The organism is Pararhodobacter sp. CCB-MM2 (assembly GCF_001691415.1).
Classification (GTDB): Bacteria; Pseudomonadota; Alphaproteobacteria; order Rhodobacterales; family Rhodobacteraceae; genus Pararhodobacter.
Genome location: NZ_LRRR01000006.1, coordinates 47,851 through 68,325, shown reverse-complemented (window position 1 = coordinate 68,325; position 20,475 = coordinate 47,851). Strand labels below are relative to the sequence as shown.

Below are 20,475 nucleotides of genomic sequence, written 5' to 3'. Positions count from 1 at the left end.
ACAACAGGACAGCCCGGACGTGGTCCGGGCTGTTTCCATACAAGGATGCGCGCATGATCCGCGTCGAGAACTTGCACAAGCACTTCGGGGGCTTCCACGCCGTCGATGGTGCGTCTCTGCACATCGCCGAAGGGTCGATCACCGGGTTGATCGGGCCGAACGGGGCAGGGAAAACCACTCTATTCAACGTCATCGCCGGCGTGCTGAAGCCCACCTCGGGCCGCGTCACCATGGCGGGCGAGGACATCACCGGGCTGGAGCCGCACGAGCTGTTTCACAAGGGGCTGCTGCGGACCTTCCAGATCGCCCATGAATTCCACTCGATGACCGTGCGCGAGAACCTGATGATGGTGCCCGCGCGTCAGGCCGGCGAGGGGCTGATGTCCGCCTGGTTCCAGCGCCGCAAGGTCGCGCTGGAGGACGAGGAGATCCGCCGCCGCGCCGACGAGGTGCTGGAATTCCTGACCATCGACCATATCGCCGACCAGAAGGCCGGGCAGATCTCGGGCGGTCAGAAGAAGCTTCTGGAACTCGGCCGCACGATGATGACCGACGCCAAGATCGTCTTCCTCGACGAGGTGGGCGCGGGCGTGAACCGGACGCTTCTGAACACCATCGCCGATGCGATCGTCCGGCTGAACAAGGAACGCGGATATACTTTCGTGGTGATCGAACACGACATGGATTTCATCGACCGCATCTGCAACCCGGTCATCTGCATGGCCGAGGGCAAGGTGCTGGCCGAGGGCACGCTGGCCGAGATCAAGGCCAACGAGCAGGTGATCGAGGCCTATCTGGGCACCGGCCTGAAGAACAAGGTGAAGGCGGAGGTGGGCCATGTCTGAGCATCCCGTCACCCCCAACCCCGAGGCCGTGCTGATCGGCGATGCCATGACCGGGGGCTACGGCACCGGCGCGGACATCCTGCACAGCTGCACTATCGCGGTGAACAAGGGCGAGATCGCCGTCATCGTCGGCCCGAACGGCGCCGGCAAGTCGACGGCGATGAAAGCCGTGTTCGGCATGCTGAACCTGCGTGAAGGTCAGGTCCGGCTCAATGGCGAGGACATCACCAAGCTCTCGCCGCAGGACCGCGTGGCGAAGGGCATGGGCTTCGTGCCGCAGGTGCGCAACATCTTCCCGACGATGTCGGTCGAGGAAAACCTCGAGATGGGCGCCTTCATCCGCACGGATGATTACAAGAACACGATGGAACAGATCTACACGCTGTTCCCGATCCTGAAGGACAAGCGCCGTCAGGCCGCGGGCGAGCTTTCGGGCGGCCAGCGTCAGCAGGTGGCCGTGGGCCGCGCGCTGATGACCAAGCCCTCGGTGCTGATGCTCGACGAACCCACCGCCGGCGTCTCGCCCATCGTCATGGACGAATTGTTCGACCGCATCATCGAGATCGCCCGCACCGGCATCTCGATCCTGATGGTGGAGCAGAACGCACGTCAGGCGCTGGAGATCGCCGACAAAGGCTATGTCCTCGTGCAGGGCGCGAACCGCTACACCGACACCGGGCAGGCCCTTCTGGCCGACCCCGAGGTCCGTCGTTCCTTCCTGGGGGGCTGAGCCATGGATTTTCTCAATGCCCTGGTTCTCTTGGGCAACTTCGTCCTGATCCCCGCGATCTCCTATGGCAGCCAGCTGGCGCTGGGCGCGCTGGGTATTACGCTGATCTACGGCATCCTGCGCTTCTCGCATTTCGCGCATGGCGATGTGATGGCCTTCGGCACCATGGCCGTGATCTTGGTCACCTGGTGGCTGCAGGGCATGGGCGTGTCGATCGATCCGCTGCCGACCGCGCTGCTGGCGCTGCCGGTGGGGATTGCCGTCGCGGCGGGTCTGCTGCTCGGTACGGACCGCACGATCTATCGCTTCTACCGCAAGGTGAAGGCGCCGCCGATCGTGGTCGTCATGGCCTCGCTGGGCGTGATGTTCGTGGTCAACGGTCTCGTGCGCTTCATCATCGGGCCGGATGACCAGAACTTCGCCGACGGCGCGCGCTTCCTGTTCACCGTGCGCGACTTCAAGGAGGCCACCGGCCTCGACGAGGGTCTCGGCCTGCGCTGGTCGCAGCTGATCACCATCGTCGTGACGCTGGCGGTGATGTCGGGTCTGTTCTGGTTCCTCAACCGGACCCGCACCGGCAAGTCGATGCGCGCCTTCTCGGACAACGAGGATCTGGCGCTGCTTTCGGGCATCAACCCTGAGCGCGTGGTGGCCGTGACCTGGCTGATCGTCGCCGTTCTGGTGACCGTGGCCGGCACGCTCTACGGCCTCGACAAAAGCTTCAAGCCCTTCACCTACTTCCAGCTCCTCCTTCCGATGTTCGCCGCGGCGATCCTTGGCGGCATGGGGAACCCGCTGGGGGCCGTGGCCGGAGCCTATATCATTGCCCTCTCCGAGGTCGGCGTGACCTACGCCTTCCGCAAATTCTTCCAGTACCTGCTGCCGGAATCGATGGAGCCCTCGGGCCTGATGCAATTGCTGTCCACCGACTACAAGTTCGCGGTCAGCTTCGTGCTTCTGGTCTTCGTGCTGCTGTTCCGCCCGACGGGGCTCTTCAAGGGGCAATCGATATGACCCTGCGCCACGCATCCTACTTCCTCCTCATGGCCGTCCTGCTGGTGCTGGTCGGCGTGCTGCAAAGCTGGTCCGTTGCCATGGGCCTGCTCAACATGTGCCTGATCTCGGCCATTCTGGCGCTGGGCGTGAACATCCAGTGGGGCTATGCCGGGCTGTTCTCGGTCGGCACCATGGGCTTCGTCGCGCTGGGTGGCCTTGCGGTCGTGCTGACCTCGATGCCCCCGGTCCACGAAGCTTGGAGCGCCGGTGGCCTCGGTGTGCTGGGTGGCCTTGCCATCGGCGTGCTGGCCATCATCGCCGCCGTTCAGGTCCATCGCCGCATGGCGAAGGGCTGGGCGCGTCTGGCGGTTCAGGCCGTGGTCGTGATCGGCGGCTTCTTCCTGTACCGCGCGGTGCTGGACCCGGCCGTCGACGCGATCGAGGGCACCAACACCGCCGTTGCCGGCTATCTCGGCGGCGCCGGCATGCCGGTGATCCTCAGCTGGGTCGTCGGTGGTCTGCTGGCGGCGGGTGCGGCCTGGGTGATCGGCAAGGTCAGCCTTGGCCTGCGGTCGGATTACCTGGCCATCGCCACGCTGGGCATTTCGGAAACCATCGTCGCCATCATGAAGAACGAGGATTGGCTCTCGCGCGGGGTTCGCAACGTGAACGGCTTGCCCCGTCCGGTGCCCTACGAGGTCAACCTGCAGAACAACCCCGATTTCGTCGCTTGGGCGCAAAGCTTCGGCTTCGATGCGGTCGAGGGCTCGTCGATCTTCGTGAAGGCCTGCTATGCGGTGATCTTCGTCGTGGTTCTGGCGCTGATCATGTGGCTGTCCGAGCGGGCGTGGAACTCGCCCTGGGGCCGCATGATGCGCGCCATTCGCGACAACGAGACCGCGGCCAAGGCCATGGGCAAGGACGTCAAGAAGCGGCACCTGCAGGTGTTCATCCTTGGCTCGGCCGTCTGCGGGATCGCGGGGGCCATGCTGGTGACGCTGGACGGCCTGCTGACCCCGGCCACCTACCAGCCGCTGCGCTTCACCTTCCTGATCTGGGTGATGGTGATCGTCGGCGGGTCGGGCAACAACTGGGGCGCGGTGCTGGGCGGCTTCCTGATCTGGTTCCTGTGGATCGAGGTCGAACCGATCGGCATCTGGGCCATCACCAACCTGACCGCCGCCATGCCCGAGGACAGCGGCCTGCGCGCCCATCTGCTGGATTCCGCCGCGCATGTGCGTCTGCTGACGATGGGGATCATCCTGTTGCTGGTGCTGCGTTTCGCCCCGCGGGGTCTGATCCCCGAGAGGTGATCGGCCCAAGACAGGTCATGAAAACGAACGGGCGCGCCGAAGGGCGCGCCCGTTTCGCTTGGTGTTGGTCTTGCTCAGCTGGTGCGGAACGGCGGCATGGTCAGCGTATGGCGCAGGGTGCCATTGGCGACCTCGCGATCCGCCTCGGCCTGCAATTGCATGATCGAGGCCCGGACCAGCCGCGAGCCGAATCCGCCAGAGCTGCCGGTGTCCACGAAATTCTCGACGCTCTCTTGCCAGTCCAGCCGGAACGACTGCTCCGTCAGCTGCCAGCGGATCGCCAGCGTGCCATCGCGCCGCGACAGCGCGCCGTATTTGGCGGAATTCGTGGTCCATTCGTGCAGGATCAGCACCAGCGGCGTCAGCTCGCGTACCGGGACCAGCGTATCGGGGCCCTCGATCACGATGTCCTGCCCGCCGCGCGTCGGCTCCAGCACCCGTTCCACCAATTGGCGCAGCGGGATCGGCGCGCGCATGTCGTCGCGCAGCATCAGCGCATGGGCCCGATCCAGCGCCGAGATCCGGCCACGCAAGTTGCGGCTGAAATCGGCGGCATCGCTCGATTCCCGCTCGACCGACGAGATCATGGCCGAGACCACCGCAAAGAGGTTCTTGATGCGGTGGTTCATCTCGGCGAGGTGCAGCTCGCGCTCTTCCAGCAGCTTGCGCTCGGCGCTGATGTCGAAGGTCACGCCCATGATCCGGGGATCGCCGTCGCGGCGGGTGAACCGGCCGAGGCCCCGCAGCCAGCGCGTGCGGCCATCGGCATTGGTGACACGGAAGCTTTCGTCGAAATCCTGCAGGTTGGCCGAGACGGCGCGCAGCGATTTCTCGACCCGGGGGCGATCCTCGGCCAGCACGCGGTTGAGGATCGGCTCGATATCCCGCGCCTCGACCTCGTCGACTTCGAAAAAGGCGCGCTCGGTGCGGTCCAGATCGGTCGCGCCGGTGGCCGGGTTGTATTCCCAAATGCCGATCCCGGCGACCTCGATGGCGAGCCGCAGGCGCGCGCGCTCGTCGGCCAGATCGCGCTCCATCGACAGGCTCTCGGTGATGTCGGTGAAGATCAGCGTCGCCCCGTCCTGCGAGCCGTCCAACCGCCGGTAGGGCATGATGCGCACGGCGTATTCGCGCCCGCGCTTTTCGTCGGTCATGCGGTCTTCGATGACCTCGCCGTTCTCGGCCACGCGGCGCGCGAAATCGAGGTAACGGGAATCATGCAGCGGCGAGGAGACGTCGCTCAGCGCCCTGCCACGGTCCGTCGGCTGGAACGGGAACAGCAGCGCCGCGGCATCGGTGAACGAGCGGATGACCATGTGGCGGTCCACGACGATCACCGCCAATTGCGTGGAATCGAAGAAGTTCTTCAGGTCGGCATTGGCCACCGTCAGCTGATCGACCTTGGTTTTCAGCTCGTCGTTGACGGTGGTCAGCTCCTCGTTTGTCGACTGAAGCTCCTCGTTCATCGACATCATTTCTTCGTTCGAGCTTTTCAGCTCTTCGTTCGCCGTCTCCAGTTCCTCGACGGTCGAGCGAAGGCGGTGCCGCATCGCGCGCAGCTCGCCCTCCATCAGCTGCATCTGGCCGTCGCCTTGATGCAGCTCGACCAGATCATCGTCGCCGGCGGCGCGGAAATGGCCCATCTCCTTGATGACCAGCAGCATCGCGCCGTCGCGCATCGGCTCGCAGGTCACGCGCACGTCCTGTGCGCCGAAATCGGCCTGCACGGTGACCTCGCGCGCCACATGGGGGCGGTTGTCGCTGGCCGTCTGGCGCATCAGCGGACCCAGCACGTCACGCAGGCCGGGCTTGGCCAGCGCCGGTGCGTGATGGCGGCGTTCGCGCTCGGTCGGGAAGTCGAAATAGCGGCCGACCGGACCCCAGCTGGCGGTGATCGCCCCCGACGAATCGATCAGCACCGAGGCCGGGACATGGCGCTGCGTCAGATGGGCCAGCGCCTCGGATTCCAGCCAGTCGGTGGCAGCCATTTCACGCGGCCGGCGCGCGGCCGAGGGTGTCTTGCGGCGCGTCGTGGCAGCCGGCAGCTCCAGCGGGTAACTCATCCGCACCGAGCGGCGGCGGAACAGCCGGTGGCGGTGGCTGAGATCGTCGAACAGGTCGTCGAACCGCCCGATCGTCTCGGACGAGCCGAGGAACAGCGTGCCTTCCGGCCGCAGGGCGTAGTGGAACAGCGGCAGCACCGCGCGCTGCAGCCGGTCATCGAGGTAGATCAACAGGTTGCGGCACGACACAAGGTCGATGCGCGAGAAAGGCGGATCCTTGATCAGGCTGTGCGGGCTGAACCGGACCATGTCGCGGATCTGCGGCACGACCGTGAAATGGTCGCCCGTGGCATTGGTATAGCGGGTGCGGAACGGCTCGGGGATGTCGGCCATCGCGGCCAGCGGGTACAGGCCCTCGCGCGCGATCTCCAGCATCTGCTCGTCGATGTCGCTGGCGAAGATCGACACGACCGGATGCCGGTCCAGCCGGGACATCGCGTCGCGAAACAGCATGGCGATGGAATAGGCTTCCTCGCCGCTGGAGCAGCCGGCGACCCAGACCCGAATCTCGTCGGAATCGGTGGCGTCACGCACCAGCGGGTCGATGCATTTCTCGCGCAGGGTCTGGAAGGCCTCGGTGTCGCGGAAAAAGCGGGTGACGTTGATCAGCAGGTCGCGGAACAGCGCCCGAGCCTCGACGGCGTCGTCGCGCACACGGGTGACGTAATCCGTTGCCTCGGCAATCCCCAGCACCTGCATGCGGCGGTGGATGCGCCGTCCCAGCGTGCGCCGCTTGTAGCCGGTGAAATCGTGGCCGGTGCTCTGGGCGAGGATTGTGCACAGCTCGTCGATATGATCGCCCATGGCCGGGGCCGCGTCGTCGGTATCGGGCAGCGACTGGCGGGCGAAATAGTCGGACAGCACCGGCAGGATATCGCGGGCCGGGCGGATGAAATCGACCAGCCCCGTCCCCTCGGCCGCCAAAGGCATGCCGTCATAGCGGGCATCCGAGGGCTCTTGCGCGATGGCCAGCCCGCCGTGCTCCTTGATCGCGCGGATGCCGCGGCTGCCATCGGCACCGGTGCCCGACAGGACGATCCCGGCCGAGAGGCGGCCCATTTCGGCCCCGAGGATCTCGAAGAAATCGTCGATCGGCCGGCGCATCCCGCGCGGGGCCTCGAAGTCGCGCAGGTCCAGTTGGCCGTTCTTGATGCCCAGACCGTGGCCGGGCGGGATCACGTAGACGTGTCCGGGTTCGACCGCCTCGCCGCCGGTGATCTGCGTCACGGGCATGCTGGTGTAGCGGTCGATCAGCTGCGCCATCATCGATTCGTGGTTCGGATCGAGATGCTGGATGACCACCAACGCCATGGGCAGATCGCCGCGGAATCCCTCCAACATCTCGCGCAGGGCCTCAAGACCGCCTGCCGAGGCGCCGATGCCGATAATGGGGAAATCGGGTTTGGTGGAGGAGGTCTCGGTCATGAAGCGGGATATCGCACAGCCGGAAGGAGAAGTTAACACCAGAGCAGGTTTCTTATCCGGCCGTCAAGTCGAATGGTCTCGCCCCTTAGTCGAGCATCAGGTCGCCCTTGCCGTAGAGATACGAGGGATCGAAGCCGCCCGCCTCGATCAGCGCGTCCTTGTCCAGCACCGTCACCCGCCCGCGTGAGATCTCGGCGATGCCGTTCTCGCGCAGTTTGCGGACCACGCGGTTCATGTGGATGGCCGTGGTGCCGCAGGAATCCGCCAGCTCCTGCTGCGTCAGCGGGAAGGGGAAGCCGCCCGGATCGGCCAGCCCGACGAAATCGAGCCGCTGCCAGATCTCGGCGATGAGATGGGCCAGGCGACCATCGGCGCTGAGGTGCTCCAGCTTCATGATCCACTCACGGTGCATCGCCGCATCGAGCAGGGTCGAGAACCACAGCATCCGCGATAGATGCGGTTCGGTCTGCATCAGGCCTTCGAGCTTCTTGTGCGTGGTATAGCCGACCATCACCGGCCCGATCGAGACGATCGAATGGTCCAGCCGCTTCAGCGCGAAGGCATGCAGGTCGACGAAATCGCCGGGGACATGCAGGGCGACGATGTGACGGCGCCCGCCCTCGTTGATGACACGCGCGACGAAGCCCTCGATCAGCAGGGTGGAGCGGCTGACGACATCGCCGCGCTCCAGCACCACATGGGCCGAGGTGAACCGCTCGACATCGGTGATCAGGCCCTCGACCACGCCGCGTTCGTGTTCGGACAGGCGGTGCCGCGCGCGGCCCAGCAGGAACCGATGCGACAGTGGATAGGCCGATACGCTCATGGCGCGTTCTCTCCCCGGCTTTTCGCGATCAGGGCGGTGCTGGTGGCCAGAGTCTCGACCGAGCCGAACATCAGATAGCCGGTGTCGCCTGCGATGATGGCGATCTGCGTCACGTCCTCGCGCAGCGCGTCGTCATACAGCGTCTCCCGGCGGCCATCGATGCGGGCCGCGTCGAATTGTGAACCCAGCACGAAGACGCAGCGCCCGTCGCGGTAGATCTTGGTCATGTAGAGCACATTGACAAAAGGCGAGCCGTCCTTGCGCCGATTGGGCAGAAGAAAGCGTTCCGTGTTGTCGGTGTCGGTGGCCAGAAAGGCCCGGATCCTGTCGCGGACCGGGCCCGCGCCCTCGGGCGGCTGCAGGAAACGGCAGTTGCGGCCCAGCACCTTGTCCGGGCCAAAGCCGGTCAGCCGGGTGAAGGCCTCGTTACAGTAGACCAGCGGACAATCCTCGACCGTGGCGTCGGCCAGAGTGAGGGGCACACCACTTTGCTGCAGGAAATCGCGCAGCGCGTCAGGGATTGGATGGGTCATGGATCTGTTCTGGGCTCCGCGCGCTCAGACTGCACTAACAAATGTTAAAGCGCCATCCCGGGGCGCGCTAAAAATTTGGGAAATCAAGGAATAAACCGGGCTGGCCGTGCATCGTTCCCTGCCGGCGGTGAATTTCCTGACGTGACGGCAGTTGCGCGTAATGTGCGCAGGAGTTAATTGTTTTTTTGAAAATGTTCTGGTAGGAACAATGCCGGGAAAGGACGACAGGGCGATACGCATGGTCACAAGCGCAGGCGCAGGTCGGCAAAGATGGAAGCAAGATCCGGAGGGTGTGCGCCGCGCCCTGCTGGAGGCTGCCACGGCCGAATTTGCACAGAATGGCTATGCGTTGACCCGCATCGAGGACATCGTGGCGAAGACCGCGACCTCGAAACGGATGGTGTACTACTACTTCACCGACAAGGAGGGCCTCTATCGCGAGGTCCTTCACCACGCCTACGCCTCTGTTCGAGAGCGTGAGGCGGCATTGCAGCTTGACCATCTGCCACCGGCGCAGGCGCTGGTGGCAGTGGCTGGCTTCACCTTCGACCATCATCGCAAGCATCCTGAGGTCATTCGCCTCGTGATGATCGAGAACGTGCACCGGGCCGAGAACCTGCGCGCCACGGGCGTGATCAACAAGGTCAACGCCGGTGCCATCGCCAAGCTGGAGCGGATCCTAGAGCGCGGGCGCGCGGACGGCGTGTTCCGCGCGGATGTGACGCCTCTGGCCCTGCATTGGCAGATCTCTGCGCTGGCGTTTTTCAACGTCTCGAACCGGCCCAGCTTCTCCACGGCCTTCGGCGACAGCCTGTTTACCGATACCGGGCAGGCCGAGCTGCGCGAGCAGGCGCTGCGCAGCATCCTCAGTCTGGTTCTGGTCGATCCCACCGAGAGCGACGCGATCCTCAGTGCGGCCAAGGTACTGCGCGATCCGGGGCTGGAGCCCTTCCTTGCCCTGTGGAACGAGCGGTGGAACAGTCTGCCGGACGGCGCCCGCCCGGCCGATCGTCGCAAGCGGTTCGAGGCCATCGCGCGTGAGATCCGCATGCCCTTGCCCGAGGGCGTCACGGATACCGAGGAGCATTGGGTCGAGACCGAGGCCGGTCCGGTCCGCGTCCGCCTGTACCGGCCGGCGGGGGAGGGGGCGCAGCCCTGCCTGATCTACCTGCATGGCGGCGCCTTCATGATGGGCTCGCCCGAGACCCATGCCGATGTCACCGCACATTTGGCGGCCCGCAGTGGTCATGTCGTGGTGAGCGTCGATTACGCCCTCGCGCCCGAGGCACCCTTCCCGGCGGCGGCCCGGCAGGTGCAGGCGGTGGCGCATTGGCTGCACGCGCAGGCCGGGGCGCTCGGCCTCGATCCGGCGCGTTTCGCGGTGGCGGGAGACAGCGCGGGGGGCAACCTTGCCGCGGGTCTGGCGCTGGCATTGCGCGGCGGGCCGGTACAGTTGCGCGGCCAGTTGCTGATCTATCCGGGCTGCGATTTCGACCTGTCCCGCCCCAGCTATCTGGAGAATGCCGAGGGACCGGTTCTGGAAGCCCGCGACCTTGCCCCGTTGAACGCGCTCTATGCGCCAGAGGCCGAGGCGGCGCTGGCCGATCCGCAGCTGCGCCCGCTGCTGGCGCCGCTCTTGGCGGACAGCCATGCCGACTTGCCGCCCGCCTATGTCGCGATCGCCCAGTTCGATCCGTTGCGCGACGCCGGCACCGCCTATGCCGAGGCCCTGCGCAAGGCCGGGGTGGCGGTCAACTACGACCCCGGCGTCACTTTGGTGCACGGCTACCTGCATGCGCTGCCCTTCTCGGCCCTGTGCCGGGATCAGCTGTCCCGGATGGGCGATTGGCTGGCCGCGCTGTAGCCTGACGATGCGGGCTTTTGCGGTGGCCGAGGGGCCACCACCGGCAGGCCCGTCAGCAGGAGGAAAAGCGCCGCGTTCATCGGCGGTACCACCAGCGGCGCCGGGTTGGCGCGGGACGCAGGTCGGCGTCCCCCGTGAGCAACGCGTGCAGGCGGTGAAAGCGGTGATGGACCGGCATACTCAGCCCCCTCAGCCGACGACGCGGTGGCCGCGACCGCGCAGACACTCGACGACGATGCCCTCGCGCCGCTCATTCGCGTTGACCGTGCCGCCCGCGCCGCCGGCCAGCGCCCCGGCAATCGCACCGCCCAGAGCATCGCCGCCGTCATCGGCCTCGCCCAGCAGGGCGCCGGCACCGGCCCCGAGGGCGACGGCGCCCCAAGTCTCGCGGTCGAACTGACGCTGGTTGGCGGCGAGCGACTGGCATTCGGCAAGGTCGCGTTGATAGGCGGGCGTGGTCGGTCCGTCGAGGATCGGGGTGTATTTCGCCCCGCTATTCGCGCAGGCGGCCATCAGGCTCAGGGTTGCGGTGGCGAAGACGAAGCGGGTGGGGAAACGGGTCGCGGTCATGGGAGGTCCTTTCGCGGGATGTCTTGATGCCCCGCGATCTACGCCCGTGCCGCGATTCCCCCCATGACCGGAGGTTTCAAAGGATTGACCGCCGGTAACACGCGGCGGTTTACGCAGCCCGGTCCCGAAAGGACGACGGGTTCATCCCGGTCCAGCGCCGAAAAGCCCGCACGAAGGACGAGGCCTCTGAGAAGCCCAGCAGATAGGCCGCCTCGTTGACCGAAACCCGGCGCGTCGACAGATAGTCCCGTGCCATCTTCTGGCGCAGTTCGTCATGCAACTCGGCGAAGGTCACGCCCTCGTCCTTCAGGCGGCGATAAAGGGTCTGGCGGCTCATCCCCAATTGCCTGGCCACGCGGTCCATCGACAGGTTGCCCTCATGCAGCTCGGGCAGGATCTGCGTCTCGACCCGCGCGCGGATGGTGTCCGTGGCCTTCAGGCTCTCCATCAGCGCATCGGCATGGCGGGTGAACAGGCCGAAGACATAGGTGTTGGGCGCGTCGAAGGGCACGTCCAGCCAGTCGCGATCCACCCGCAGCGCATTGCGAGCGGCCGAGAAGCGCGTGGGTACGCCGAGGATCTCGGGATAGGCCTCGGCATGGGGCGGGGCGGGATAGGTGACCTGCAATTCCCGCGCGAAGGGCTTCGTGGGAAAGCCGCGGGTGAATTCGCTGATCAGCCGGGCGAAACCGGATTCCACCACGAGGTAATCGCGATCCGGCACCGGCAGATGGTCGATGATCCACAGATCCGTGCCGTCCGGGTGCAGCTCGAACCGGTCGCCCTCGGCCCGGCCGGTATCGACCATCAGCCGGACATAGCGGTTCAGCTGCTCGAAGCTATGCGCCAAAGACGAGGAGGCATGGACGATCTGGCCGACGATCGACATCGTCTCCAGCCGGGTTTCCATCGTGTGCCGCAGCAGCAGCGCCGTGTCGCCGGACAGCTGCATCGCCGCGTCGATGAGGGTTTGGTAGGCCGCGACCGGGATGCGGTTGTCTTGATCGGCAAGGTCGCTCTCGGTGAGGCCTGACGCGCCCAGCAGCGCATCACGCGACACCCCGCGCGCACAGGCGAAGTCGAGAAACGAAGCGGCAAAGCCGGCGGCCATACTGGGCTGGGACATCGGGGCCGTACAAATCAATCAAGCAATGCGGGCATTTAGCCAAAGCCGGGGCCTCGGGGGAAGCCCGAAGGCGCCGAGCCGCCGGATTTACGCCGCCTGCGCGGTCATCCGGGCAATCCGCCAGCGCCGCCAGAGGAAGGCCGCAAGGAACATCGCCGTCAGCAGCACGATCACCGTCGCCGCCGGGTCGCTGCCCCAGAAGAAGCTGGCATAGACCCCACCCAGAAGCCCCAGCAGGTTCACCCCCACGGCCAGCGCCATCATCCGCCCGAAGCGGCGCGACAGCAGGAAGGCGATCGCGCCGGGCGCGATCAGCAGGCCCACGGCAAGGATCAGTCCGGCCGCGCTCATCGTCGCGACGATGGTCAGCGACAGCACAGTCAGCAGCCCGTAATGCAGCAGCCCCACCGGCAGGCCCGAGGTCCGCGCCTGCGCCGGGTCGAAGGCGTGCAGCATCAGATCCTTCCAGCGCGCGACCAGCACCAACGAGACACCGCCCGCGATCAGCCCCGTGGTCCACAGATCCGCCGCGTCGATACCGAGGATATTGCCGAACAGGATATGGTCGAGATGCAGGTCCGAGCTGATCGAGGTGTAGAGCACGATCCCCAGCCCGAACATGCCCGAGAACACGACACCCATCACCGTGTCCTGCTTCACCCGGCTGTTCTGCGCCAGATAGCCCGTCGCCAGCGTGGTCAGCATCCCCGCTGCGAAGGCACCGATCAGCAGCGGCCAGCCGAGGATATAGGCCAGCACCACGCCCGGCAGGATCGCATGGCTGACGGCATCGCCCATCAGCGCCCAGCCCTTGAGGACCAGAAAGCAGGACAGCAAGGCGGTCGGCACGGCGATCATCGCGGCGATGAGGAAGGCCTCCTGCATGAAGCCGAACCGGAAGGGGAGGAGCAGGGTTTCCATCATGATTCCAGCGCCTCGCGCGCCCTTGCTTTCGCCGCCAGCAGCCCGTGTTTCGGGGCCCAGACGAAGGCCACAAGGAAGATCAGCGTTTGCAGGCAGACGATCACGCCCCCCGTCGCGCCATCGAGGAAATAGCTGACATAGGCACCGATGAAGCTGGTGAGCGTGCCGATCAGGACCGAGGTGACGATGAGCCTCGGGAAGCGGTCACAGAGCAGATAGGCCGTCGCGCCGGGTGTCACGACCATGGCGACCACGAGGAAGGCACCGACCGTCTGCATTGCCGCGACGACGCTGGCCGACAGCAGCGCGAAGAACACGCCTTTCAGCAGGTCGGGGCGCAGGCCGATGGTGCGGGCGTGGCTTTCGTCGAAAAAGACGACCATCAGGTCCTTCCACTTTGCCAGCAACACCGCCAGCGACACGAAACCGATGATCGCCAGTTGCAGCGTGTCCTCGGGCGTGATGGCGAGGATGTTGCCCATGGTGATCGTCTGCACCGAGACGGCCATCGGGTTCAGCGAGACCATGAACAGCCCCAGCCCGAAGAAGCCGGTGAAGATGAGGCCGATCACTACATCCACCTTCAACCCAGAGCGATCCGAGAGGAACAGCATCGACAGTGCCGCGAGGCCCCCCGACAGGAAGGCCCCCAGCGCGAAGGGCAGGCCCAGCAGATAGGCCCCCGCGACCCCCGGCACCACGGAATGCGAGAGCGCGTCACCGATCAGCGACCAGCCCTTGAGCATCAGATAGGCCGACAGGAACGCGCAGACCCCGCCGACCAGCGCCGAGACCCACATGGCGTTGGTCATGTAGTGATAGGTGAAGGGTTCCAGCAGGATCTCGATCACGACGGATCCCGCCTTTGCACCGCGTCGCCGTAATGCACCAGCGGGCGCTCGTCATCGGTGTAAATGGTGACATGGCGCGCGTCGTCATCGTCATGCAGCGCGGCCCCGCCGAGGGTGAAATGCCGCAGCACGCCGCCGAAGGCCTGCTCCAGATTGTCGCGCGTGAAGGTCGTCTCGGTCGGGCCGTGGGCCAGCACCGTGCCCTTGACCAGCACCACCCGGTCGCAGAATTCCGGCACGGAGCCGAGGTTATGCGTCGAGACGAGCATCACTCGCCCCTCGGCCCGCAGCTCTTGCAACAAGGCGACGATCTGCGCCTCAGTCTTCACATCGACGCCGGTGAAGGGCTCGTCGAGCAGGATGACCTGCCCGTCCTGCGCCAAGGCACGGGCGAGGAAGACGCGCTTCTTCTGCCCGCCGGACAGCTCACCGATCTGCCGGTGGCGATACTCCAGCATGTTGACGCGTTTCAGCGCCGCTTCGACCGCGTCGTGATCCGTCTTCGCGGGGCGACGCAGGAAGCCCATATGGCCGTAGCGCCCCATCATCACCACATCCTCGACCAGCACCGGGAAGGACCAATCGACCTCCTCGGACTGCGGGACATAGGCGACGAGGTTCTGCTTCAGCGCCTCGCGCACGGTGAGGCCCAGAAGCCGGATCTCGCCCTTGGCAGCAGGCACGAAGCCCATGATCGCCTTGAAAAGCGTGGATTTCCCGGCGCCGTTCACGCCGACCAAAGCGGTGACGGTCCCGCGCGGGATGGCGAAGCTGGCGTCGCGCAGTGCAGTCATGCCGTTGCGATAGGTGACGGTGACGCCCTTGGCCTCGATCCCGTCCATCTGGCTGCCGTCCATCACTCACTCGCTCCGGTCAGTCCGTCCACCACCGTCGTCGCGGTGACGCGCAGAAGGTCCAGATAGGTCGGCACCGGGCCGTCCGCGGTCGAGAGGCTGTCGACATAGAGCACCCCGCCATAGCGCGCGCCGGTCTCGCGGGCGACCTGCTCGGCGGGGGCGGTGTTGACCGTGCTCTCGCAGAAGACGACCGGGATCTGATGTTCGCGCACGCCGTCGATCACCTGCCGGACCTGCTGCGGCGTGCCCATCTGGTCGGCGTTGATCGGCCAGAGGAACAGCTCATGCAGCCCCATGTCCCGCGCCAGATACGAGAAGGCCCCCTCGCAGGTCACCAGCCAACGCTGCGCCTCGGGCACCTCGGCCAGACGGTCGCGCAGGGGCTCCAGAGTGGCGCGCAGCTCGGCGGCATAGGCCTCGGCATTGGCGGCATAGGTCGCGGCATTGTCGGGATCGGCGGCGGAGAGCGCGGCCTCGATATTGGCGACATAGATCAGCGCATTCTCCAGCCCCATCCAGGCATGAGGATTGGGCCGCCCGTCGTATTCCCCGCCGGAAATCGCGATGGGGTCGATCCCCTCGGACACGGTGACCGAGGGCACATCGCCGAGATTGTCGAGGAATTGCGCGAACCAGGCCTCGAGGTTCAGCCCGTTCCACAGGATCAGATCGGCATCCATCGCCCGGACCAGATCGCGCGGGGTGGGCTGGAAATTGTGGATCTCGGCGCCGGGAACGGTGATCGAGACGACCTCGGCGGCATCCCCCGCGACATGCTGTGCCATATCGGCCAGCACGGTGAAGGTGGTCACCACTTTCAGACCGTCGGCCTGTGCCATGCCGGGCAGAAAGGCCAGCGCCAGGGCGGCAAGGGGCAGGCGAGTCGTCGACATCTTGGCTCCTACTTGCGATCCATTCGCAAAAACTGCTGTGTCACGAGGTAAGCTAGCAGCCTTCTTGCGGGTTTCAACTGCGAATCTGTCGCAATTGGTGGTAATCGGCGTGACCTGACCTATCCTGCATGCTACGAGGCTATCCCGTAATCGAAAGTGCTGCCGATGCCGCAACCTGACAGCCTGTCCCTGACCCAGCGACTGAAGCAGGCCGGATTGCGCCTGACGGCACCGCGCAAGGTGATCCTGAGGGTTCTCGATGCCGCCGACGATCACCCGGATGTCGAGGAACTGCACCGCCGCGCGCAGGCGCTGGAGCCGGGGATCTCCATCGCCACGGTCTATCGCACGATGAACACATTGGCCGAACACGGGCTGATCGAGCGCCACAGCTTCGCCGCCGGTCGCGCCCGCTACGAGGCCCAGCCGGCCGAGCACCACGACCATTTCATCAACCTCGAAACCGGCGAGGTCGTTGAGTTCCGTTCCGATGAAATCGAGCGGATTCAACAGGATATTGCCCGTGCACATGGGTTCGAGATCGTCTCGCACCGGTTGGATATCTTCGTCCGTCCCCGCCGCTGAGCGCGCCCTCTCACCCGTCGGTGCCGCGCAGAAAATAGCGGGTTGCAATATAAACTAGTTGCTGCATAAACTAAGGAAAGGGAGGACCTTGCCTTGGTTCAGGTTACATTCGTCAGCGCCGCGGGCGACCGGCGCACGCTGGACGTGCGCGCCGGCATCAGCGTCATGGAAGCCGCCGTGCAGAACGGCGTTGTCGGGATCATCGGGGAATGTGGCGGCTCGGCCATGTGCGCGACCTGCCATGTGCATGTCGACCCGGCCTTCGCCGATCAGATGCCGCCGCAGCAGGAGATCGAGGAAGCGATGCTCGATTGCGCCGCGGCCCCGACGGACGAGCGCAGCCGGCTGGGCTGTCAGATCCTGCTGACCGAAGGCATGGACGGCCTGATCCTGCATCTGCCTGAGGCACAGGTGTGATCCGCCAGCCCGGTGCCGAACCGGTGGTGTTACTCGGGCAGCAGCTCGCGCCCGGTCATGCCCCGGTCCACGGCATCGACCTTGGCCAGATTGGCGCGCATCCGCTCCAGCATCGCGAACAGCGTGTCCAGCTCGGCGGCGTCGAACCCATCGAGCAGGGCCGTTTCCCGTTGCAGGGCGATGGAGAAGATCTTGTCGTGCAACTCGGCGCCCGAGCGGCTCAGCCACAGCAGGCGCTTGGTGCGATCCAGCTTAGCGACGACATGGCCCATCTCTTCCAGCCGGCGGGTGGAGCGACTGACGACCGATTTGTTCATCGCCACCATCTCGCCGACGCGCAGGGCCTGGATGCCGGGCTCGTTGCGCAGGGCCGAAAGAATGCGCCATTCGTTCAGGCCGATATCGAAGAGCTGCAGGTAAACCTGCGAGGCGCCCCACGACAGCCGGTTGTTGATGACCGACAGGAAATAGGGCGCATAGCGCGCCGCCTGGACGGACAGGTTGCCTTCGGTGATCAGCTCGGGCTCGGACATCGGGGGGTTCCTCCTGATCTTCGGTCTTACACGCAACTCGTTTAATTGCAAACCGACTGGGAGGTCGCGATGAAGAAGCTCATCAACGAGGTGAAGGATGTGGTCCCCCAGGCGCTGGCCGGGCTGGTCGACACGTCGAACAACCTGCGCCTGATCGAGGGCACCACCGTGGTCGTCCGCGCCGATCTGGACGCGGTGATCGGGGCGGGCAAGGTTGCGCTGATCTCAGGCGGTGGTTCGGGGCACGAGCCGGCGCATGCGGGTTATGTCGGCAAGGGGCTGTTGACGGCGGCGGTGGCGGGCGATGTGTTCGCCTCGCCTTCGACCGATCAGGTGCTGACGGGGATCCGTGCGGTGGCGGGTCCGGGCGGGGTGCTGCTGATTGTCAAGAACTACACCGGCGACCGGCTGAACTTCGGCCTCGCCGCGCAGATCGCGCAGGGTGAGGGGATCGCCTGCGAGGTGCTGGTGGTCGATGACGATGCTGCGCTGGGCTCGGCCGAGAAGACGGCGGGCCGCCGCGGCATCGCCGGCACCGTGCTGGTGCACAAGATCGCCGGTGCCGCCGCCGAGGCCGGATTGTCCTTGGCCGAGGTCAAGGCGCGGGCCGAGGCGGCCGTCGCGGCGACCGGCTCGATGGGCGTGGCGCTGAGCCCCTGCATCGTCCCCGCCGCCGGCACCCCGAATTTCGAGCTGGCGCAGAATGAGATCGAGCTTGGCCTCGGCATCCACGGCGAGGCGGGTCTCAGCCGCGTCAACCTCCGTCCCGCCGCCCATCTGGCCGAGGAGTTGATCGGCACCATCGCCCGCGACCGCAGACTGAAGGCCGGCGACCGGGTGGCGCTTCTGGTCAACAACCTCGGCTCCACGCCGCCTATGGAGGTGTCGATCATGGCCGGTGACGCGCTGGCCGCCTGCGCCGCGCTGGGCCTGAAGGTCGAGCGGGTCTGGGCCGGCACCTTCCTGACCGCGATCGACATGGCCGGCGTCTCGCTGTCGCTGATGGCGCTGGACGACGACCGGCTTGCGGCGCTGGATGCTCCGGCTGGCGCGCCCGCCTGGGTGCTGCCGGGCCTGCGTCAGGGGATGACCCTGCCGGCCCCCGTCGCCGCTGCACCGGTTGAGGCCAATGGCACCGCTGATCCCGCCGTGATGGCCGCGCTGGTCGCCGGCTGCGAGGCGCTGATCGCCGCCGAGCCCGAACTCACCCGCATGGATCAGGTGGTCGGCGACGGCGATATCGGACGCTCGCTGGCCGGCGGGGCCGAGGCGCTGCTGGCCGAGCGCGAGACGCTGGCGCATCTGTCCGGCGCGGCCTTCTGGCGGCATGTCGGCGCGGTGGTGCGGCGCTCGACCGGGGGGACCTCGGGTCCGCTCTATGCGATCCTCGCCTTCGGGGCGGCGAATGCGCTGGACGACACCTCAGGCGATGCCGGCGCGCAAATGGAAGCCGCGTTCGCCAGCGGCGTTTCGGCGCTTTGCGGCTTGGGCGGGGCCGAGCTGGGCGACCGCACGATGGTCGATGCCTTGGCGCCTGCGCTGGCGGCAATGGGGCAGGGCGGGACCGTTGCCACCCGTCTGAGCGCTGCCGCCGAGGCCGCCGCCAAGGGTGCCGAGGCCACCAAGCAGATGAAGCCGCGTCGGGGGCGCTCCAGCTATGTCGGGGACCGGGTGATCGGCCATCCCGATCCGGGCGCCGTTGCCGTGTCGCTGTGGCTGAAAGCCGCCGCGCAGGCCTGAGCTGACCCATCGCAAGCGGGTTTTTTCGTTTCCGCGGATACAACTCGCTTGCAAATTAAATCGGTTGCTAATTAAACTGACTGCAGAGGAGGAGGCCATCATGCCCGTCACTGACGCGCTCGACCGGCCGGTATTGGACATCGATCCGTTCAGCCGCGAGAGTATGGACAACCCGATCGAGCTGGACCGCGCCATTCGCGCTGCGGGCCCTGTCGTCTGGGTGCCGAAATATGGGTTCTGGATCTCGGGGCAGGATGCTGTCGTGCGCGAGGTCTTCGAGGATTGGCGCCGCTTCTCCTCGGCCTTCGGGACGGGTCTGACCAATGTCGTGCGCGAAGAGCCGTGGCGCAAACCCTCGGTGATCCTCGAGGCTGATCCCCCCATCCACACGCCCAACCGCAAGGTGCTTGCCCGCGTGTTGTCGCCCGCCGCGCTGCGCAAGATGGCCGATGACTTCAAGGCCGAGGCCGAGCGCATGGTCGATGCCCTGCTGGAGCGCGGCGGCGAGGTGGATCTGGCGGCCGATTTGGCCTTTGCCTTCCCGTTCAAGGTGCTGCCCGACGCGGTCGGCCTGCAACCGGATGGACGCCATCATCTGATGCCCTATTCCACGTTGAATTTCAACGCGATGGGCCCGAAGAACGCGCTCTATGCCGCGGCCCGCAAGGTGGTCGAGGAGCAGGGCACCTTCGAATATGTCGCCGCGCAGATGGCCGAGGCAAACCTGATCCCCGGCGGCTTCGGCGAAGAGATCTACGCCGCCGCGCATCGCGGTGAGATCAGCACCGACGACGCAGGCATGCTGGTGCGGGCCTTCATCTCGGCGGGGATCGATACGACCGTGTTCGGCATCGGCATCGCCATCAAGGCGCTGGTCGACAACCCCGATCAATGGGCCCTGCTGCGCGAGGATCCGACCCGCGCCCGTGCCGCCTTCGAGGAAGGGCTGCGCTGGTTCGCGCCGTCGCCGGTGATCGGCCGCACGACGGCGGGCCCGACCGAGCTGGCCGGTGTCCAACTGGGCGGCGAGGAGAAGGTGATGATGTGGCTCGCTGCCGCCAACCGCGATCCCGCGCGTTGGGACCGGCCGGACAGCTACGACATCACCCGCCGCACTGTCGGGCATCTGGCATTCGGCACCGGCATCCATGGCTGCGTCGGCCAGATGGTCGCGCGGTTGGAGGCGGAATCGGTGCTGGGTGCCTTGGCCCGCAAGGTCGCCCGGATCGAGCTCACCGCCGAGCCCGAGCGCGTCTACATCAACTGGCTGCGCGGCTACCACAGCCTGCCGGCCCGTCTGACCCCCGCCTGACGGAGGCGCCGATACACAGGGCTGGGCCCCCAAGGCCCGGTCCGACAGAACGACCGACAGACTTTTGGCCTG

General features: G+C 66.2%; 20 protein-coding genes. 9 read left to right on the top strand and 11 right to left on the bottom strand.

The window, feature by feature from the left end:
* Positions 1-53 precede the first annotated feature (53 nt).
* Genes BCY78_RS08795 through BCY78_RS08780 form a run of 4 tightly spaced genes read left to right on the top strand, consistent with a single transcriptional unit; the run spans position 54 to position 3,884 of the window.
* Positions 54-845, top strand: coding sequence for an ABC transporter ATP-binding protein (locus BCY78_RS08795; protein WP_068300452.1), 792 nt, complete (start codon positions 54-56; stop codon positions 843-845).
* The gene (locus BCY78_RS08790) at positions 838-1,575 is read left to right on the top strand and encodes an ABC transporter ATP-binding protein (RefSeq protein ID WP_068300451.1); all 738 of its coding nucleotides are present in this window, start codon (positions 838-840) and stop codon (positions 1,573-1,575) included. The genes BCY78_RS08795 and BCY78_RS08790 overlap by 8 nt, the downstream gene beginning before the upstream one ends.
* A gap of 3 nt (positions 1,576-1,578) precedes the next feature.
* Entirely contained in the window at positions 1,579-2,589 is a 1,011-nt protein-coding gene (locus BCY78_RS08785; RefSeq protein WP_068300449.1) for a branched-chain amino acid ABC transporter permease, read from the top strand.
* On the top strand, positions 2,586-3,884 hold the full coding sequence (locus BCY78_RS08780) for a branched-chain amino acid ABC transporter permease (protein ID WP_068300447.1): 1,299 nt from the start codon (positions 2,586-2,588) through the stop codon (positions 3,882-3,884). Before BCY78_RS08785 ends, BCY78_RS08780 begins: the two co-directional genes overlap by 4 nt.
* A 74-nt stretch (positions 3,885-3,958) precedes the next feature.
* On the opposite strand, the gene BCY78_RS08775 is transcribed toward BCY78_RS08780, so the two are convergent.
* From BCY78_RS08775 to BCY78_RS25545, 4 genes are all read right to left on the bottom strand, one after another.
* On the bottom strand, positions 3,959-7,372 hold the full coding sequence (locus tag BCY78_RS08775) for a CheR family methyltransferase (RefSeq protein WP_068300446.1): 3,414 nt from the start codon (positions 7,370-7,372) through the stop codon (positions 3,959-3,961).
* A gap of 85 nt (positions 7,373-7,457) precedes the next feature.
* Positions 7,458-8,198 carry a Crp/Fnr family transcriptional regulator gene (locus BCY78_RS08770; RefSeq protein WP_068300445.1) on the bottom strand — a complete coding sequence of 247 codons (741 nt, stop codon included), beginning with the start codon at positions 8,196-8,198 and terminating at the stop codon, positions 7,458-7,460.
* Entirely contained in the window at positions 8,195-8,731 is a 537-nt protein-coding gene (locus tag BCY78_RS08765; protein WP_068300443.1) for a PAS domain-containing protein, read from the bottom strand. The genes BCY78_RS08770 and BCY78_RS08765 overlap by 4 nt, the downstream gene beginning before the upstream one ends.
* Positions 8,732-8,755: 24 nt before the next feature.
* Positions 8,756-8,971: a hypothetical protein gene (locus BCY78_RS25545; protein WP_158515911.1), complete on the bottom strand. Its 216-nt coding sequence runs from the start codon at positions 8,969-8,971 to the stop codon at positions 8,756-8,758.
* Between the two features lie 52 nt (positions 8,972-9,023).
* Between BCY78_RS25545 and BCY78_RS08760 the strand changes: the two genes are divergently transcribed.
* A complete protein-coding gene (locus tag BCY78_RS08760; protein WP_233499373.1) occupies positions 9,024-10,595 on the top strand; it encodes an alpha/beta hydrolase fold domain-containing protein in 1,572 nt (523 codons plus the stop codon).
* Between the two features lie 189 nt (positions 10,596-10,784).
* On the opposite strand, the gene BCY78_RS08755 is transcribed toward BCY78_RS08760, so the two are convergent.
* The 6 genes from BCY78_RS08755 to BCY78_RS08730 form a co-directional block, all read right to left on the bottom strand.
* Complete coding sequence (locus tag BCY78_RS08755; protein WP_068300440.1) at positions 10,785-11,165, bottom strand: hypothetical protein; 381 nt, start codon at positions 11,163-11,165, stop codon at positions 10,785-10,787.
* A gap of 109 nt (positions 11,166-11,274) precedes the next feature.
* On the bottom strand, positions 11,275-12,291 hold the full coding sequence (locus BCY78_RS08750) for an AraC family transcriptional regulator (protein ID WP_068300438.1): 1,017 nt from the start codon (positions 12,289-12,291) through the stop codon (positions 11,275-11,277).
* Positions 12,292-12,378: 87 nt separating this feature from the next.
* The gene (locus BCY78_RS08745; RefSeq protein WP_068300435.1) at positions 12,379-13,215 is read right to left on the bottom strand and encodes a metal ABC transporter permease; all 837 of its coding nucleotides are present in this window, start codon (positions 13,213-13,215) and stop codon (positions 12,379-12,381) included.
* Complete coding sequence (locus BCY78_RS08740; RefSeq protein WP_068300710.1) at positions 13,212-14,063, bottom strand: metal ABC transporter permease; 852 nt, start codon at positions 14,061-14,063, stop codon at positions 13,212-13,214. Before BCY78_RS08740 ends, BCY78_RS08745 begins: the two co-directional genes overlap by 4 nt.
* Positions 14,063-14,923: a manganese/iron ABC transporter ATP-binding protein gene (locus BCY78_RS08735; protein WP_068300434.1), complete on the bottom strand. Its 861-nt coding sequence runs from the start codon at positions 14,921-14,923 to the stop codon at positions 14,063-14,065. The genes BCY78_RS08740 and BCY78_RS08735 overlap by 1 nt, the downstream gene beginning before the upstream one ends.
* Positions 14,923-15,816, bottom strand: a complete 894-nt coding sequence (locus BCY78_RS08730) for a metal ABC transporter substrate-binding protein (protein ID WP_068300431.1) — start codon at positions 15,814-15,816, stop codon at positions 14,923-14,925. The genes BCY78_RS08735 and BCY78_RS08730 overlap by 1 nt, the downstream gene beginning before the upstream one ends.
* A gap of 165 nt (positions 15,817-15,981) precedes the next feature.
* Between BCY78_RS08730 and BCY78_RS08725 the strand changes: the two genes are divergently transcribed.
* A complete protein-coding gene (locus BCY78_RS08725) occupies positions 15,982-16,401 on the top strand; it encodes a Fur family transcriptional regulator (protein ID WP_068300429.1) in 420 nt (139 codons plus the stop codon).
* 93 nt (positions 16,402-16,494) lie between these two features.
* The gene (locus BCY78_RS08720; RefSeq protein WP_068300427.1) at positions 16,495-16,818 is read left to right on the top strand and encodes a 2Fe-2S iron-sulfur cluster-binding protein; all 324 of its coding nucleotides are present in this window, start codon (positions 16,495-16,497) and stop codon (positions 16,816-16,818) included.
* A gap of 29 nt (positions 16,819-16,847) precedes the next feature.
* Here BCY78_RS08720 and BCY78_RS08715 read toward each other — a convergent pair whose 3' ends face one another.
* Positions 16,848-17,351, bottom strand: coding sequence for a MarR family winged helix-turn-helix transcriptional regulator (locus BCY78_RS08715; protein WP_068300426.1), 504 nt, complete (start codon positions 17,349-17,351; stop codon positions 16,848-16,850).
* 69 nt (positions 17,352-17,420) lie between these two features.
* Here BCY78_RS08715 and BCY78_RS08710 point away from each other — a divergent pair, with 69 nt between their 5' ends.
* Both BCY78_RS08710 and BCY78_RS08705 read left to right on the top strand, forming a co-directional pair.
* Positions 17,421-19,091, top strand: a complete 1,671-nt coding sequence (locus BCY78_RS08710) for a dihydroxyacetone kinase family protein (protein ID WP_068300425.1) — start codon at positions 17,421-17,423, stop codon at positions 19,089-19,091.
* Between the two features lie 100 nt (positions 19,092-19,191).
* On the top strand, positions 19,192-20,403 hold the full coding sequence (locus tag BCY78_RS08705; protein WP_068300423.1) for a cytochrome P450: 1,212 nt from the start codon (positions 19,192-19,194) through the stop codon (positions 20,401-20,403).
* Positions 20,404-20,475 lie beyond the last annotated feature (72 nt).

Bases quoted from the DNA above. Each gene is read 5' to 3' on its own strand.
- BCY78_RS08755 (WP_068300440.1), bottom strand. From the start codon at position 11,165: ATGACCGCGACCCGTTTCCCCACCCGCTTCGTCTTCGCCACCGCAACC.
- BCY78_RS08775 (WP_068300446.1), bottom strand. From the start codon at position 7,372: ATGACCGAGACCTCCTCCACCAAACCCGATTTCCCCATTATCGGCATC.
- BCY78_RS08785 (WP_068300449.1), top strand. From the start codon at position 1,579: ATGGATTTTCTCAATGCCCTGGTTCTCTTGGGCAACTTCGTCCTGATC.
- BCY78_RS08790 (WP_068300451.1), top strand. From the start codon at position 838: ATGTCTGAGCATCCCGTCACCCCCAACCCCGAGGCCGTGCTGATCGGC.
- BCY78_RS08735 (WP_068300434.1), bottom strand. From the start codon at position 14,923: ATGGACGGCAGCCAGATGGACGGGATCGAGGCCAAGGGCGTCACCGTC.
- BCY78_RS25545 (WP_158515911.1), bottom strand. From the start codon at position 8,971: ATGCGTATCGCCCTGTCGTCCTTTCCCGGCATTGTTCCTACCAGAACA.
- BCY78_RS08725 (WP_068300429.1), top strand. From the start codon at position 15,982: ATGCCGCAACCTGACAGCCTGTCCCTGACCCAGCGACTGAAGCAGGCC.
- BCY78_RS08705 (WP_068300423.1), top strand. From the start codon at position 19,192: ATGCCCGTCACTGACGCGCTCGACCGGCCGGTATTGGACATCGATCCG.
- BCY78_RS08715 (WP_068300426.1), bottom strand. From the start codon at position 17,351: ATGTCCGAGCCCGAGCTGATCACCGAAGGCAACCTGTCCGTCCAGGCG.
- BCY78_RS08780 (WP_068300447.1), top strand. From the start codon at position 2,586: ATGACCCTGCGCCACGCATCCTACTTCCTCCTCATGGCCGTCCTGCTG.
- BCY78_RS08710 (WP_068300425.1), top strand. From the start codon at position 17,421: ATGAAGAAGCTCATCAACGAGGTGAAGGATGTGGTCCCCCAGGCGCTG.
- BCY78_RS08730 (WP_068300431.1), bottom strand. From the start codon at position 15,816: ATGTCGACGACTCGCCTGCCCCTTGCCGCCCTGGCGCTGGCCTTTCTG.
- BCY78_RS08770 (WP_068300445.1), bottom strand. From the start codon at position 8,198: ATGAGCGTATCGGCCTATCCACTGTCGCATCGGTTCCTGCTGGGCCGC.
- BCY78_RS08750 (WP_068300438.1), bottom strand. From the start codon at position 12,291: ATGTCCCAGCCCAGTATGGCCGCCGGCTTTGCCGCTTCGTTTCTCGAC.
- BCY78_RS08795 (WP_068300452.1), top strand. From the start codon at position 54: ATGATCCGCGTCGAGAACTTGCACAAGCACTTCGGGGGCTTCCACGCC.
- BCY78_RS08765 (WP_068300443.1), bottom strand. From the start codon at position 8,731: ATGACCCATCCAATCCCTGACGCGCTGCGCGATTTCCTGCAGCAAAGT.
- BCY78_RS08745 (WP_068300435.1), bottom strand. From the start codon at position 13,215: ATGATGGAAACCCTGCTCCTCCCCTTCCGGTTCGGCTTCATGCAGGAG.